This window comes from Martinezella sp. CNPSo 3890 (assembly GCF_057784455.1).
On the sequence record NZ_JBXSOR010000001.1, the window covers coordinates 112,506 to 127,683 of the forward strand.

At 59.8% G+C, this 15,178-nt stretch carries 16 protein-coding genes; 13 read left to right on the forward strand and 3 right to left on the reverse strand.

Translation table 11 applies throughout. From position 1 onward, the window contains the following. Positions 1 to 116 precede the first annotated feature (116 nt). From flgB to fliP, 10 genes are all read left to right on the forward strand, one after another. On the forward strand, positions 117 to 509 hold the full coding sequence (gene flgB / locus AC13RC_RS00555) for a flagellar basal body rod protein FlgB (RefSeq protein ID WP_069611309.1): 393 nt from the start codon (positions 117 to 119) through the stop codon (positions 507 to 509). A 16-nt stretch (positions 510 to 525) separates the two neighbouring features. After that, positions 526 to 942, forward strand: a complete 417-nt coding sequence (gene flgC, locus AC13RC_RS00560) for a flagellar basal body rod protein FlgC (protein ID WP_069611310.1) — start codon at positions 526 to 528, stop codon at positions 940 to 942. Further along, complete coding sequence (gene fliE, locus AC13RC_RS00565; protein ID WP_113332081.1) at positions 939 to 1,289, forward strand: flagellar hook-basal body complex protein FliE; 351 nt, start codon at positions 939 to 941, stop codon at positions 1,287 to 1,289. The genes flgC and fliE overlap by 4 nt, the downstream gene beginning before the upstream one ends. A gap of 97 nt (positions 1,290 to 1,386) precedes the next feature. Then, entirely contained in the window at positions 1,387 to 2,175 is a 789-nt protein-coding gene (gene flgG, locus AC13RC_RS00570; protein ID WP_092709105.1) for a flagellar basal-body rod protein FlgG, read from the forward strand. 34 nt (positions 2,176 to 2,209) lie between these two features. Then, on the forward strand, positions 2,210 to 2,695 hold the full coding sequence (gene flgA / locus AC13RC_RS00575; RefSeq protein ID WP_488556194.1) for a flagellar basal body P-ring formation chaperone FlgA: 486 nt from the start codon (positions 2,210 to 2,212) through the stop codon (positions 2,693 to 2,695). Further along, entirely contained in the window at positions 2,692 to 3,810 is a 1,119-nt protein-coding gene (locus AC13RC_RS00580; protein ID WP_069611314.1) for a flagellar basal body P-ring protein FlgI, read from the forward strand. The genes flgA and AC13RC_RS00580 overlap by 4 nt, the downstream gene beginning before the upstream one ends. Then, the gene (locus tag AC13RC_RS00585) at positions 3,807 to 4,337 is read left to right on the forward strand and encodes a MotE family protein (protein ID WP_488556195.1); all 531 of its coding nucleotides are present in this window, start codon (positions 3,807 to 3,809) and stop codon (positions 4,335 to 4,337) included. Before AC13RC_RS00580 ends, AC13RC_RS00585 begins: the two co-directional genes overlap by 4 nt. Continuing rightward, a complete protein-coding gene (flgH, locus tag AC13RC_RS00590) occupies positions 4,334 to 5,047 on the forward strand; it encodes a flagellar basal body L-ring protein FlgH (RefSeq protein ID WP_092709116.1) in 714 nt (237 codons plus the stop codon). Before AC13RC_RS00585 ends, flgH begins: the two co-directional genes overlap by 4 nt. A 24-nt stretch (positions 5,048 to 5,071) precedes the next feature. Then, complete coding sequence (locus tag AC13RC_RS00595; protein WP_113351209.1) at positions 5,072 to 5,566, forward strand: flagellar basal body-associated FliL family protein; 495 nt, start codon at positions 5,072 to 5,074, stop codon at positions 5,564 to 5,566. After that, positions 5,563 to 6,321 (forward strand): flagellar type III secretion system pore protein FliP, encoded by a 759-nt coding sequence (gene fliP, locus AC13RC_RS00600; RefSeq protein WP_162746368.1) that lies wholly within the window; start codon positions 5,563 to 5,565, stop codon positions 6,319 to 6,321. The genes AC13RC_RS00595 and fliP overlap by 4 nt, the downstream gene beginning before the upstream one ends. Positions 6,322 to 6,374: 53 nt before the next feature. Here the strand turns inward: fliP and AC13RC_RS00605 are convergent, their stop codons facing one another. Continuing rightward, positions 6,375 to 8,318 carry an O-linked N-acetylglucosamine transferase, SPINDLY family protein gene (locus AC13RC_RS00605; protein ID WP_488556196.1) on the reverse strand — a complete coding sequence of 648 codons (1,944 nt, stop codon included), beginning with the start codon at positions 8,316 to 8,318 and terminating at the stop codon, positions 6,375 to 6,377. Between the two features lie 332 nt (positions 8,319 to 8,650). On the opposite strand from AC13RC_RS00605, the gene AC13RC_RS00610 reads away from it, so the two are divergent. Together AC13RC_RS00610 and AC13RC_RS00615 are read left to right on the forward strand one after the other, a co-directional pair. Further along, entirely contained in the window at positions 8,651 to 9,562 is a 912-nt protein-coding gene (locus tag AC13RC_RS00610) for a flagellin N-terminal helical domain-containing protein (RefSeq protein WP_488556197.1), read from the forward strand. A gap of 256 nt (positions 9,563 to 9,818) precedes the next feature. Further along, on the forward strand, positions 9,819 to 10,733 hold the full coding sequence (locus AC13RC_RS00615) for a flagellin N-terminal helical domain-containing protein (RefSeq protein WP_113406422.1): 915 nt from the start codon (positions 9,819 to 9,821) through the stop codon (positions 10,731 to 10,733). Positions 10,734 to 10,939: 206 nt separating this feature from the next. On the opposite strand, the gene AC13RC_RS00620 is transcribed toward AC13RC_RS00615, so the two are convergent. Next, positions 10,940 to 12,190, reverse strand: a complete 1,251-nt coding sequence (locus AC13RC_RS00620) for a tetratricopeptide repeat-containing protein (RefSeq protein WP_488556198.1) — start codon at positions 12,188 to 12,190, stop codon at positions 10,940 to 10,942. Then, positions 12,184 to 13,671, reverse strand: coding sequence for a pyridoxal phosphate-dependent decarboxylase family protein (locus AC13RC_RS00625; protein ID WP_488556199.1), 1,488 nt, complete (start codon positions 13,669 to 13,671; stop codon positions 12,184 to 12,186). Before AC13RC_RS00625 ends, AC13RC_RS00620 begins: the two co-directional genes overlap by 7 nt. Before the next feature lie 450 nt (positions 13,672 to 14,121). Between AC13RC_RS00625 and AC13RC_RS00630 the strand changes: the two genes are divergently transcribed. Then, positions 14,122 to 15,042: a flagellin N-terminal helical domain-containing protein gene (locus AC13RC_RS00630; RefSeq protein WP_113330056.1), complete on the forward strand. Its 921-nt coding sequence runs from the start codon at positions 14,122 to 14,124 to the stop codon at positions 15,040 to 15,042. Positions 15,043 to 15,178 lie beyond the last annotated feature (136 nt).

Consider the following 15,178-nt stretch of genomic DNA (forward strand, 5'->3'; position numbering starts at 1 on the left):
AAAGCCGGAATCGCCTGGATTTCAGGCACTTCGAAGACTTTACAGGAACGCATTTCTCGCAAGTCCCACGCAAGATTATCCCGCTAGATTCACAGTGTAAGAACGGAGAGAAGCCCATGCAACCCATTCAGCTCTTTGACCTGGCCTCGCGGCAAGCCGAGTGGCTCCAGGTACGTCAGCAGGTTGTTGCCGGCAATATCGCCAATGCCAATACGCCGAAGTTTCACGCCAAGGATGTCACGCCGTTCCAGGCCGTTCTGGACAACCAGAACGTCGGCATGGTCCGGACCAATCCTGCGCATCTTTCGGGCAGCGAATTCAGCACGAGCGGCAACGTCAACGTGGAGGAAGCGCCGCTCAATCAGGAAATTGGTGTCCAGGAGTCGGGTAACACCGTCGGCCTGGAAGACGAGCTCGCCAAGGCCGGTGAAATCAAGCGCCAGTACAGCTTGAACACCGCTCTCGTCGGCTCCTTTCATCGCATGATGTTGATGACCGTAAAACAATAGATGAAGTGAAGATGTCATGGACCCTTTATCAGCCGCATTGAAGATTGCGGGCTCCGGCCTGGAGGCTCAATCGACTCGTCTGCGTATTGTCTCCGAAAATATCGCCAACGCCCGTTCGACGGGCGATACGCCGGGTGCCGATCCCTATCGGCGCAAGACCGTGACCTTCGGCGCCGAGATGGATCGCGCCAACGGCGTCACCACGGTCGGCGTCAAGAAGCTCGGCGAGGACACGGGCAAATTCGTCGAAGAATACGATCCCAGTAATCCGGCCGCCGATCAAAAGGGCTACGTCAAGATGCCCAACGTCAACATTCTCGTCGAGATGGCCGATATGCGGGAGGCCAATCGTTCCTACGAGGCCAATCTGCAGACGGTCAGACAGGCCCGTGATCTCATTTCCTCCACTATTGATTTGCTGAAGAACCAATGATCGACTCGGTTAAGAATGTAGCCTCTCTTTCGGCGACCCGCGGCCTCGGCAGCATCGCCACGGATCTGACCTCCGCCGCTTCCAGCGCCCTGAATGCCTCGCCGGCCGTCGCTGCGGGCGCGGATGCCGGAATGAGCTTCGCGTCGGTCATGTCGAATGTCGCGAAGGATTCCATCAACTCGCTGAAGGACGCCGAAAACGCCTCCTTCGCCGGCATCAAGGGCACGATGAGTACCCGCGAAGTCGTCGACAAGGTCATGCAGGCCGATCAGACCCTGCAGACCGCGATCGCACTGCGCGACAAGGTGGTCTCGGCGTTCCTCGATATTACGAAGATGCAGATCTAGCGCGGGGGTTCCCGCTCTAATTAATTGATTTGGCGTGAGTTGTTCGCAGGCCGCTTCGCGGTTTCGAAGATTCCGCCCTGGCTCGAAGGACGAAAGCATGAGAGCGCTCGCAATTGCCGCGACGGGCATGGACGCCCAGCAGACCAATCTCGAAGTGATCGCGAACAACATCGCGAACATCAATACGACGGGTTACAAGCGCTCGCGCGCCGAGTTTTCCGACCTTCTCTACCAGACCGAGCGCGCCAAGGGCATCGCCAACAGGCCGAACCAGGCAGTCGTGCCGGAAGGCGCCAACATCGGCCTCGGCGTTCAGACCGTAGCCGTGCGCAACATCCAGGTGCAGGGCGAGCTGTCGCAGACCCAGAACGAGCTCGACGTAGCCCTCGTCGGTCGCGGCTGGTTCCAGATCCAGATGCCCGACGGCACGACCGCATATACCCGCGCCGGCTCCTTCAACAAGAGCGACACCGGCCAGATCGTCACTCCCGATGGCAACGTATTGGAGCCTGGCATCACGATCCCGAACAATGCCAGCAGCCTCACCATCAGCCAATCCGGCCAGGTGTCGGCGATCATCGGCACGGCGACCACGCCGACTGTACTCGGCCAGCTGCAGATCGCCAATTTCGTCAATGAAGCCGGCCTGCAGCCGATGGGCAGCAACCTCTTTACGCAGACGCCTGCCTCCGGCGATCCCGTCGTCTCCGATCCGAACCAGAACGGCTTTGCCTATCTGAAGCAAAATTATCTGGAATCGTCGAATGTCGATCCCGTCAAGGAAATCACCGATCTGATCACTGCGCAACGCGCCTACGAGATGAATTCGAAGGTCATCACGACGGCCGACGAAATGGCGCAGATCGTCAGCAAGAACCTGAAGTAGCAAGAGGGACGGGCCGAACATGAGGTTTCGCCGGATGAAAAGCTTGGCAATGGCATGGTTCGCCGCAGCGAGCCTCTCCGTCGTATTCGCATCGGCTGCGCCGGCCGGCGCAATGAGTGCCGACGGCTCCAGCCTCGGAACTGCCGTGGTGCCGACCGAGACGATCTATCCGGGCGATATCATCAGCAGCGGCCAGCTCGAAGAGGTCGAGGTCACCAATCCAAACCTGAGCGGCGACTATGCCAAGCGGCTTCGCGAGGTCATCGGTCTGGTGTCGAAGCGCACGCTTCTTCCCGGCCGCACGATTTCCATCTCCGCGCTGCGCCAGCCCTATGCGGTAACGCGCGGCTCCAATGTCCGTCTGGTGATGAGCATGGGTACCATGACGATCACGGCGGCCGGCACGCCGCTGGATGATGGCGCCGTCGGCGATAACGTCCGCGCCCGCAACATGGACTCCGGCATCATCGTCAACGGCACGGTCCTGCAAAACGGTACGATCCGCGTGGTCGCGAAATGAAACGGCTTCGTCAACTACTCGCAATCCTGTTCGCATTGCCGAGCCTGATCGCGGCCGATCCGGCTCTCGCGATGCAATCGCGCATCAAGGATATTGCCTCGCTGCAATCCGGCCGCGACAATCAGCTGATCGGCTACGGCCTGATCGTCGGTCTCCAGGGGACCGGCGACGGTCTGCGGTCCTCGCCATTCACCGAACAGTCTATGCGCGCGATGCTGCAGAACCTCGGCATCTCGACGCAGGGTGGCCAGTCTGCCGCCAAGAACACCGCCGCCGTCATGGTGACGGCGAACCTGCCGCCCTTTGCAAGCCCGGGCAGTCGCATCGACGTGACGGTCAGCTCGCTCGGCGATGCGACGTCGCTGCGCGGCGGCACGCTGATCATGACTTCTCTGAGCGGCGCCGACGGGCAGATCTATGCCGTGGCGCAGGGCTCGGTCATCGTATCCGGTTTCCAGGCGCAGGGCGCCGCCGCCACGGTGACCGAAGGTGTCACGACGGCTGGCCGCGTGCCCGGCGGCGCCATCATCGAGCGCGAACTGCCGTCGCGCTTCAAGGATTCCGTTAACCTGGTCCTGCAACTGCGCAATCCGGACTTCTCCACCTCGATTCGCATCGCCGATACGGTCAATACCTGGGCGACCTCGCGTTTCGGTGCGCCGATCGCAGAAGCCAAGGATTCGCAGGAGGTGACGATCGCCAAGCCGAAGATGGCGGATCTGACGCGGCTGATGGCCGACATCGAAAATCTCAACGTTCAGACCGATACGCCGGCCAAGGTCGTCATCAACGAGCGCACCGGAACGATCGTCATCGGTGCCGATGTCCGCGTCTCGCCGGTCGCCGTCAGCTACGGAACGCTGACCGTGCAGGTGAGCGAGAACCCGCAGGTGATCCAGCCGGAACCCTTCTCGGACGGCCAGACGGCGATCCAGGATCAGACCGATATCACTGCCACCAAGAGCGGCGGCCGCGTGGCCGTGCTGGAAGGGCCTGACCTGAAGACGCTGGTCTCCGGCCTCAACAATATCGGCGTCAAGCCGGACGGCATCATCGCCATCCTGCAAGGCATCAAGTCGGCCGGCGCCCTGCAAGCGGAGCTCGTATTGCAATGATCTCGACCTCGATTGCCAGAAAAATGCTGATCACCGGCAGCCTCGCCGCGCTGTTGTCGCTGACGACGGCCGCGGCGCAAGAGGCGCCGAAGCCGGTCGCCGATCCAGCTTCGAGCCAGGACGAGATCCGCCAGTTCTGCACCAATATCGCCGATCCGGCCCGAGACCAGCGCTATCTGCTGCAAAAGCAGGAATTGGAAAAGCTGCAGGCGGATGTCGATCAGCGCATTGCCATCATGGACAAGCGCAAGGCCGAATATGAGGATTGGCTGAAAAAGCGCGACGACTTCCTCAAGACGGCCGATCTCGGCCTGGTCGATATCTACAAGAACATGAAGCCGGATGCCGCAGCGGCAAGCCTCAACGATGTCAGGACCGTAACTGCCGCAGCCATCATCATGAAGCTTTCCGCGCGCCAGTCGAGCCTGATCCTGGCGGAAATGGATGCGAAGAAGGCGGCCATGATCACCAATATCATCGCCAGCGCATCCGACCCGAATACATCGAAGTCGAAGGACCCCTCATGAACACGCGTCTTACGGCCGCCTGCGCAATCGTCGTCTTCCTCGCCGGTTGCCAGTCGCAGGCCCTCAAGGAAATCGGCAGGGCGCCTGCCATGAGTCCGATCGGCAGCGGCCTGCAATATGCGCAGACGCCGCAGATGTCGCAGTATCCGAAGCGGCCCCATCAAGTCGCGCAGGGCTATTCGCTCTGGAATGATTCGCAGGCCGCCCTGTTCAAGGATGCGCGTGCACTCAATGTCGGCGACATCCTGACTGTTACGATCCAGATCAATGACAAGGCGAATTGGGATAACGAGACCAATCGCAATCGCACGAACAAGAGCGATATGAACTGGAACATCACCGCCAAGATCTTTGGCTGGCAGCCAAGCACCAATGCTGACGCGACTTCGGGCTCTGACACCAGCACCGACAGCAAAGGCAAGATGCAGCGTTCCGAGCAGATCAACCTTCTGGTCGCAGCTGTCGTGACGGGTATTCTCGAAAACGGCAACCTGATGATCAGCGGTTCGCAGGAAGTGCGCATGAACCAGGAAATCCGCATTCTCAACGTCGCCGGCATCGTCCGGCCGCAAGACGTCACCTCCGAGAATACCATTTCCTACGACAAGATCGCCGAGGCGCGCATCTCCTACGGCGGCCGTGGCCGCCTGACGGAAATACAGCAGCCGCCGAGGGGGCAGCAGGCCGTCGACCTGCTCTCGCCGCTCTGATTTGACAGTGGACGGATAGGGAATATGGCAGCAGCCGCAGACGAACCGGCAAAGGGCAAGGGATCGCCGATGATCATGATGATCGTCGGGCTACTGGTGCTGACCGTGCTCGGCGGCGGCGGCGGCTGGGTCCTGGGAACCATGGTGGCGCCGCGGATCAAGGAAGCCACTGCGGCCGTGCAGGCGATTGCAAAGGCCGGCGGCGACAGCAAGCAGGCTGCGGCAGCCGCCCAGGCAAACGGAATCGTTGCGCTCGATCCGATCACCACCAATCTGGCTTATCCCTCGCAGAGCTGGATCAGGCTGGAGCTTGCGCTGGTTTTCAAGGGGCCATCGGACGCACAGCTCGCTCAGGCGATCCATCAGGATATCCTGGCTTATATTCGCACGGTTTCCTTGCAGCAGATCGAAGGTGCACGGGGCCTGCAATATCTTAGGGATGACATTCAGGAGCGTGTTGACCTGCGCTCGGAAGGACGAGTATCGAAAGTTATCTTCAGAACTTTCGTGATCGAATGAGTCGACCAGCACTTGCTCTATTTATATTCGTGATTGCTGTCTTGTCGCCTGAGCTGGCGGCGGCGCAGCAATTGTCGCAGCAGCTTCCGACCGATCTTCTGAACGCGCCGGTCAACGGCTCGGTTGCCGCCTGGATCATCCGTACCTTCGGGCTTCTGACGATCTTGTCGATCGCGCCGGGTATCCTGATCATGGTGACGAGCTTTCCGCGCTTCATCATCGCCTTTTCGATCCTGCGCACCGGCATGGGCCTTGCGACGACGCCGTCGAACATGATCCTGCTGAGCCTCGCCCTTTTCATGACCTTCTACGTCATGTCGCCGACCTTCGATCAGGCCTGGAAGGACGGCGTGCAGCCGCTGCTCGCCAATCAGATTTCGGAAGGAGATGCCGTGCAGCGCATCGCCGAGCCCTTCCGCACCTTCATGTCCAACAATACGCGCGACAAGGACCTGAAGCTTTTCGTCGACCTCGCACAGGAACGCGGTCAGACGACGGTGGTCGACAACAAGATCGATTATCGCGTGCTGATCCCGGCCTTCATGATCTCGGAAATTCGCCGAGGCTTCGAAATCGGCTTCCTTGTGGTCCTGCCGTTTCTGGTCATCGACCTGATCGTTTCGACCATCGTCATGGCGATGGGCATGATGATGCTGCCGCCAACCTCGATCTCTCTGCCGTTCAAGATTCTCTTTTTCGTGCTGATCGACGGCTGGAACCTTCTGGTCGGCAGCCTGGTCCGCTCTTTCCACTGATGTTATGAGCGGAAGGCGATCACCGGAGCTTTTGCCGCGATGATCGCTGAAACTTATTCGGCCGCGATTGCCGCCGAATTCCGGTCGTCTTCCATGAAGGGTTCCGCGCGCGCCGGCAGTGCCGGCACGTCCATGTGATCGGGTGCAAGCCCCTGCTTGGCCCGCGCTGCCATCATCTCAAAGGCCGTTTCCAGATGATGCGTGAAGCGTTCGGCATCGAAGAGCGGCTTGATGTAACGATTGGCCGCCAGCGTTTCCTTGAATTGGGCAATCCGCTCAGGCTGGCCGGCGAGCTGCACCGCCATGTCTTCATAGGCCTGGACGTCGTCGGCCACCAGCTCCGGCAGGCCGATGGCATTCAGCAGGCTTTCACTGACGCGCGAAGCGAAATTGGTGCCCTTGATGGTGAGAACCGGCAGGCCGCCCCAGAGCTGTTCCGAGGTCGTCGTATGGCCGTTGACGGGGAAGGTATCGAGGCCGAGATCGGCAAGCTGCTGGCGGTCGATATGGTCCTCGTAGCGAATGCGGCTGGTAAAGATGACCCGCTTGCGGTTGACGCCGCGGGCTTCCAGGCGCGACCAGATATTGGCCTCCGCGCGAGGGCCGTTACACAGCAGCCAGAGCACGCTGTTCTTGCTGCGCTTGAGAATATTGCACCATACGTCGACCATCTGCGGCGTGATCTTGCGGTTGCCGTTGAAGGAAGCGTAAACGAAAGCGTCCTCGGGCAGCCCGTGCTCCGCACGCGTTGTCGGCCGCGGCTTCGGGCGGTTGAGCGGATCGTTCGGCTGATAGCATTCGGGCAGGCGACAATATTTTTCGTAGAAATGCGCCTTCGACTGATCCGGCAGGACGTAATGGTCGCCGATGATGTAGTCGAGGTCGATGTTGACGGTCGTCCCGGGAAAGCCCAGCCAGGCGACATGGATCGGAGCGGGCATGTAGTTGAGGATGAAAGCGCGACTTCCCTTTGTATGCCCCTTGAGATCGACGAGAATGTCGATTCCGCGGGCACGGATCGCTTCTGCTGCAGCCTGGTTGGAAAGGCCGCGAATGTCGACCGTCGTCCCCAGTGCCGAATAGTCGAAAGCCTCCTCTTTCTGGTGAGCCGTCTCCGAGTGGTCGAAAAGGGTGATTTCGAACCGATCCTTGTCGTGAAGCTCGAGGACGCGCTGCATCAACTTCATCGTCGCGTGTCCCGGCCAGAAATCGGAGGAGAGATAGCCGATGCGGATCTTGCCGCTCCATGTGTGCGACAGCTTGCGGCGGGCTTCCGCATGCCCCGCCGGCAATGGATCGGTGTCGTGGACCGCGAGCTTGTTAAGCGCCTCGTCGCCGCACCAATGGAGATGGAAGAAGGGATTGTCCGGAATGATATGCTCGAGCTTGCCCTGTGCAAGCGATGCCAGGACCGGGGCCATATGTTTTTCGACGGCGGCCAGATCGGACACCTCGCGCGCGAAGATCAGGTAGAGCGCGCGGAAAATGACATGGTCGGGATGCTTCTTGAACAGGGTCGTGACGATGTGCCGGTTGCTTTCGTCATAGAGATCGTCGGTCAGCAGCCTTGCGGCCATCTGGCGATGTTTGAGTTCCGGTCCTTCAACCAGCACCGTCTTGAAGCCCGCCAGCAAATCCTTTTGCTGACGGGCGAGAAAGATGCGGCTGAGGACGAAGGCAAGGTCCGGATCCTTGAATGCCAGGGGCAGGATCAGGCTTCCGATCGCGAGAGCCTGATCGTCGTTGCCGCAGTCGCCGTGCAGCAGCAGAGCTTCCCGAAGATAGTCGTCGCGCTGTGGCTTTTGCCGGCCGGCTAGCTCGTAGGCGCTTGCCGCATCCGATCGGAAGCCGAGTTTCAGCAGCGTCTTTGCCAGCAGCGCATAGGTCTTGGGCGATCTGTCGATGTTCAGCAGCTCGTTCAGCGTTTCGAGTGCGCGTGTATATTGGCCCTTCTGGTAGAAGCCGGACGCTGTCACAAAGGCATTTTTCGTATTCACGAGCGAGAACTCCGAGCGATATGTTGACTGGCTCCCGCCGAAGGGCGAGGGCCGGCATCATGGATTCGCTTCATGATCCCTCACGGAGCTTGCCTGAAACCGAAGCACCGGTCGAAATTGCCTTTACGGATTCTTAGCCACGTTCCAGAGAGGCGGTGTCCACTGGTCCCGGATTTAAGAAATTGGCAAGCAATGGATGCGAACTTTCTCGCGACATGACGGGTTTGGTCCTCTAGGAAAATGGATCGAGGGGCATGAAGCTGCTCCGTCATCGCCGGTATTTCCAGTCCGGTATGTCCTCCTTTTGTATCCAGTTTCCAGGGGACACTCCTATGACCAGCATTATCACCAACAATTCCGCAATGGCCGCCCTCCAGACGCTGCAGAATATCAGCGGCAACCTGCAGAACACGCAGCAGGCTGTTTCTTCCGGCCTGCGCATCTCCAAGGCTTCCGACAACGCTGCCTACTGGTCGATCGCCACGAGCATGAAGTCCGATAACAGCGCCATCGGCGCCGTTTCCGACGCTCTCGGCCTCGGTGCCGCCAAGGTTGACACCGCATCGACGGCCGTCACCAGCGCGATCGACATCGTCGGCCAGATCAAGGACAAGCTTGCAACCGCCATGGAAGGCTCGGTCGACAAGAAGTCCGTTCAGGAAGAAATCGGCCAGCTGCAGCAGCAGCTTCAGAGCGTTGCCCAGTCGGCTTCGTTCAACGGCGAAAACTGGGTCATGGCCGCAAACAACGGCTCGGCTTCGGTTGTTTCCTCGTTCATCCGCGGCACCAACGGCACCGTTTCGGTCAGCACGACCTCTTACGCCTTCAACACCGGCGCAACCGGCAACGTTCTGTTCGGTGCGAACAACGGTACGATCGACACGACTTCGGGCATCCTCGGCACGAAGGACACCACCGTCAACGCTTCGGTCTTCAGCCTCGACATCAGCAAGATGACGTCTGGCCAGATCTCCAGCGCGCTCAACATGGTTCAGACCGCTCTGAACTCCATGACCAGCCTGGGTTCGAAGCTTGGCTCCATCTCCAGCCGTATCGACCTGCAGACGAGCTTCGCTTCCTCGCTCTCCGACTCGATCCAGTCGGGCGTTGGCAAGCTGGTTGACGCCGACATGGAAGAAGAATCGAGCAAGCTGTCCGCTCTGCAGACGCAGCAGCAGCTGGCCATCCAGTCCCTGTCGATCGCCAACTCCTCGACCCAGTCGATCCTGTCGCTCTTCCGTTAATAGGAAGCGCCAACGCTGCGCGTTGGTCGAAAATCCTAAACAACAAGTTAACCGCGCCTATCTAAGGCGCGGTTTTTTTTTATATTTTTTGGCCAAACGCGGTTCAGCTTTTCTTAACTATATTGCTGTTTCTTAGGACCATCGAAGCGGCGAGTTAACCTTAACGAATTTGGTTAATAGGCATGATGCTGAATGCCGTTACCGGTTTTAGGTCCGGAATGTCCCTTATTCAACCACTGCCAAAGGGGCAAATATCATGACGAGCATTCTTACCAACAACGCCGCAATGGCTGCTCTCCAGACGCTGCGTACCATCGGCTCGAACCTGCAGGACACGCAGAACGCCGTTTCTTCTGGCCTGCGCATCTCCAAGGCTTCCGACAACGCTGCCTACTGGTCGATCGCCACGAGCATGAAGTCCGACAACAGCGCCATCGGCGCCGTTTCCGACGCTCTCGGCCTCGGCGCTGCCAAGGTTGACACCGCATCGACGGCCGTCACCAGCGCGATCGACGTCGTCGGCCAGATCAAGGACAAGCTTGCAACCGCGATGGAACCGTCGGTCGACAAGAAGTCTGTTCAGGAAGAAATCACGCAGCTGCAGCAGCAGCTTCAGAGCGTTGCCCAGTCGGCTTCGTTCAACGGCGAAAACTGGGTCATGGCCGCAAACAACGACTCGGCTTCGGTTGTTTCCTCGTTCATCCGCGGCACCAACGGCACCGTTTCGGTCAGCTCGACCTCCTATGCCTTCAACACCGGCGCAACCGGCAACGTTCTGTTCGGCGCCAATGCAGCCGGCACGATCGACACGGCTTCGGGCATCCTCGGCACGCAGGACAGCACCGTCGGCGCTTCGGTCTTCAGCCTCGACATCACCAACATGACGGGCGGCCAGATCTCCAGCGCGCTCAACATGGTTCAGACCGCTCTGAACTCGCTCACCAGCCTGGGTTCGAAGCTCGGCTCCATCTCCAGCCGTATCGACCTGCAGACGAGCTTCGCTTCCTCGCTCTCCGACTCGATCCAGTCGGGCGTTGGCAAGCTGGTTGACGCCGACATGGAAGAAGAATCGAGCAAGCTGTCCGCTCTGCAGACGCAGCAGCAGCTGGCTGTTCAGTCCCTGTCGATCGCCAACTCCTCGACCCAGCAGATCCTGTCGCTCTTCCGTTAATAGGAAGCGCCAGCACACGTTGGCCAAACAGGATACGACCTTGCCGCGCCTTCTCCGGAAGGCGCGGTTTTCGTTTTGCGCGACGCCGCAATCCGGCTGCGAGCCTGGAGCGGTTCAGTTTTTCACAGAATCTCTGAGCCGCTCTATCTCTTTGTTGTCTCGCAATTCCGGACGGAAAACCGCTGCGCACTTTTCCTGGAATTGCTCTAAAGCGCGCTATTCGCCCTTCGCCTGATGGCATCGACGAAGCCATCGAACAGCTTGCGCATGGCAACCTGCTTGTAGGGATAGACGACAGGGTCATCCATATTGTGGACCACCATTGCCACATCGAGCTCGAATACCAACAGACGACCGTCAGGAAGCTCCGCGCAGTCGATGCCGAAATAGTCGAGTTTGATATGACGGCAGAGCGCTGCAAAACTCTCTTCGTGGCGGACGGCGAAATCGCAGTCGAAATCTTCCATCCATGCCTGTTCGACAGCTCGTTTTGCGGCACTCTGACCCATCCCGGCACTCAGATAGTGCACGATCCAGTGGTCCGAGAGCGCCATGTGGCTGGCGAAGGCCTTGCCGTCGATGAATACGACGCGCTGCTTGTTGTAATAGCCGTCGGCCCCGCGGAAATCGATGAAGGGTGCCACGTAAAGCTCGGATGCCGGCTGTACTGCGAGAAAGGCTGCCAGTTCAGCCGGATCGGAGACGCGCTCCATTCCATTGCCGGCATGTGTGCTGAGTGGGCGCACGACCAGCGGGAAGGCCAGGCCTGGGGCGCAGTCTTTCAGCTGCTTGGCGCCGGCGCCGACGGCTGCGAGATCGTCGCGCGATACGCGATGGGTGGGAGGGGAGAGGATCGACGGTTCGTTTGCCAGCATTCCGCTTACCCCGTCGCGCGTAAGCCTCGCGATCAGTTCCGGATTGCGGTTCATCACCGGACCGTCGAACTTCGCAAGGAGCCCCCGCATATGGGCGAGCAGGGGCGCGTTTTCAGTTGACTCTCCGATTGCCATGAAGGCGACGTCATGCTCCGGCAGACCGATGAGTGCAGAGGTTTGCAGGTCGACATAGCGCAGCCATAGCACGCAATCGCTGCCCGCCAGCAGAAAATCCAGCGGCGTGTTGGCCATGAAATCGCCTTCGGTGACGAAGGCCAAGAGGCGCGGTCCGGTTCCGTTGCCGTGGACGACGCGGAAGTCCCGCCGCAGCTGCACGGCGTTCTTCAGGATCTGGCGTGCCTCTTCGGTGCGGCCGAGCGTTTGCAGGATGATCGCCAGGTCCATGAGTGCGGCCGCATCAGTCGAATCAGCCGTCACGCGCTGCATGAGCTCGTTCCATAGCGGCGTCACGTCGCGGCCGGCATAGACGAGCGAGACGATTCTCTGCATGCCGAGAATTCGGGAGGCGTCCGGCATATTGGTGGAAGCCAGTTCAATGCCTGGGGCTTTGGTCATCAGCATTGGGGGAAATCCTGTCGGGAGCCGATTGTCAAAACGCTATGAACGAGCTCGTCGATATCCGCCTGTCGCGTGCGATGGTTCACGATCGCGGCGCGGATTGCCGGTTGTCCGTTCAGATGGGTCAGGGATGGAGCGACGCGGCCTTCGGCGTGCAGCCGCTCGACGATCTGGGAGTTTACTGATGCAGGTACAGTTCCATCCTCGCCGACATAGGCGAAGCAGACGATATTAAGCGCGACCGGTGCGAGCAATGTCAGCCGAGGTTCCTGTTCGATGCGCTCGGCCAACCTGCGGGCCAGCCGGCAGTTGGCGCTTATGGCGTCTCCGAGAGCTTTGACGCCGTAGGTTTTCAGCGTGAACCAGGTCTTCAGCGCCTTGAAGCCGCGCGACAGATCCGGACCGTAGTCGCAGGGCCACCAGTCTCCGCCTGCAAGCCCGGTGGCTGCGCGGCTGAGATAGGCGGCGTCCGAGGCAAAGGTCTGCCGCTGCCATTCACTGTCGCGCACGAGCAGGAAGCCGGCATCGTATGGCACCTGGCCCCATTTGTGGAAATCGAAAGCGAGCGAATCGCAACTGTCGATCCCTGCGAACAGATGCACAAGGTCGGGGCTCAACACGCCGAGGGCGCCCAGCGCGCCGTCGACGTGAAAATGAAGATCGTAACTGTCGGCGATATGCCGCAAACCGGCGAGGTCATCGATGGCACCGGTATTGACCGTTCCCGCACTGCCGATGACAAGAAACGGCACAAGACCTTCCCTTTTGTCGCGAAGGATCGCCTCTTCCAGCGCGCCGATATCGATCTGGCCAAGGTCATTGACGGCAATGCGCCGGAGCTGAGCGCTGCCGATACCGGACATTTCGAACGCGCGGGGAACACAGCCATGAACCTCGTTCGATGCATAGGCGACGAGCCGGGATTCGTCGGACAGACCGGTTGCGCGCACATCGCGGCCGAGCTTCCGGCATCTGGCGATCTGCACCGCGACGAAATTGGCCTGCGATGCGCCGGTGAGGAAAATACCGCCTGCCGTCTCCGGAAAGGAGAAGATCTCGCGCGCCCAGCGGATGATCTGGCGCTCGACTTCGATCGGCATATGGTCGCGTCCGCCGAGATTGGCATTCAACCCGCCGGCGAGCATTTCGGCCAGCATGCCGGTAACCGTGCCGCCGCCCTGGACCCAGCCCATGAAACCCGGGTGAATATTACCGCTGCCATAGGGGAGGATATTTTCCCGAAAAATGGCGTGGACTTCGGCCAGGTCGCTGGCTTCGACCGGCAGCGGCGCATCGAACAGGGCACGGGCGGAGGAGGGAGCGTGTTGCCAGACCGGCTTTGTTCCGAGCGTCTGGAGATGATCGAACATGTCGTCGAGCATCTGGTGACCCTGCCTGCGCAGAGCCTGCCAGTCGTCGGGGTCGAGGCTTGTTCGCTCTTGGCGATCAACCGCCGCCCATCCGGCGTCCTGCAAACTGAACATCTCAACCTCACATATGGCCGCTGGTGCCGGCATCATCGCCGGGACGCTGCAGAAGACGGCCGTCTTCGTCCGACATTGACTGATAGCGGCTATCTACGATGCCGAAGGTGGCGCGAGGCTGACTTGCGGTACTTGCTGCGCGTCAAACGATGATATCCGGCTGGAAAGCGGCATGTCGACACGCGCTGCGCGGATAGGCCTCCCTCGGGTTCAATGAAAGGTAGCGCAGGCGATGCCACGACACCTGACGGCCATTTAACGGAAAGGATGATTCCATTAACTTTTATGGTCGGCATTAATCTTTTATTAACCCTATTCCTGTCAGTTGCAGCTAGCGCAACGGTTGGTTAACCTCCCCTAAGAGGCGGTTAACAAGCATGAGGCTGATTGCCGTTCCCGGCCGCAGACCGGAATGTCCCTTCCAAATTCAGCCATAAGGGGCACTTTTCGATGACCAGCATTCTCACCAACGACGCGGCGATGTCCGCCCTCCAGACCCTGCGCTCCATCAACACGAACCTGCAGGATACGCAGAGCCGCGTTTCCTCGGGCTACAAGGTAGCCAAGGCAGCCGACAATGCCGCCTATTGGTCGATCGCAACCACCATGCGGTCCGACAATAGCGCGCTTTCAGCCGTTTCGGACGCATTGGGCCTGGGCGCGGCAAAGGTCGACACCGCCTATACGGCGATGGACAACGCCATCACGGTCGTTCAGCAGATCAAGGACAAGCTCGTTGCGGCAACGGAAAACAGCGTGTCGAAGGCCGACGTCCAGGAAGAGGTCACGCAGCTGCAACAGCAGCTGGAGAGCATTGCGCAATCCGCATCCTTCTCCGGGCAGAACTGGATGTATGCGGTCAATGGCGCCTCGGCCTCCGTCGTCTCCTCCTTCGTGCGCAACAATGACGGTACGGTTTCCGTCAACAGCACCAGCTACGCCTTCGATACCAGCTCGCAGGGCAACGTCCTCTTCGGCGCGAACAGCAGCGGGACGATCGATACGAGCTCGGGCATCCTCGGCAGCAAGCAGACCATCAACGGCAACGACTATTCCGTCTTCAGCCTCGATATCACCAACATGACGAGCGGCGATATCGGTTTGGCGATGAACCTGGTGCAGGGCGCGCTCAACGCCATGAACAGCACGGCATCGCAGCTCGGCTCTCTCTCGACCCGCATCGATCTGCAGACGAGCTTCGTCTCCACCCTGCGCGATACCATCGATTCCGGCGTCGGCAAGCTCGTCGACGCGGATATGGAAGAAGAATCGAGCAGGCTCTCGGCGCTGCAGACCCAGCAGCAGCTGGCCATTCAGTCGCTGCAGATTGCCAACACGAGCGCGCAGAATGTTCTTGCTCTCTTCAAGTGAGCCTTGACTGGAGCTTGCGTTGAAATGGCGCGGCGGCTTTTCCCTCTTGTCGCCGCGTATAAGCTTTTGTTAACGTTGCCGCTAATTGATTTGCAGTCTCTGCGCAGATCCGGCTCCGTTCTCCTTCCAAGCGATT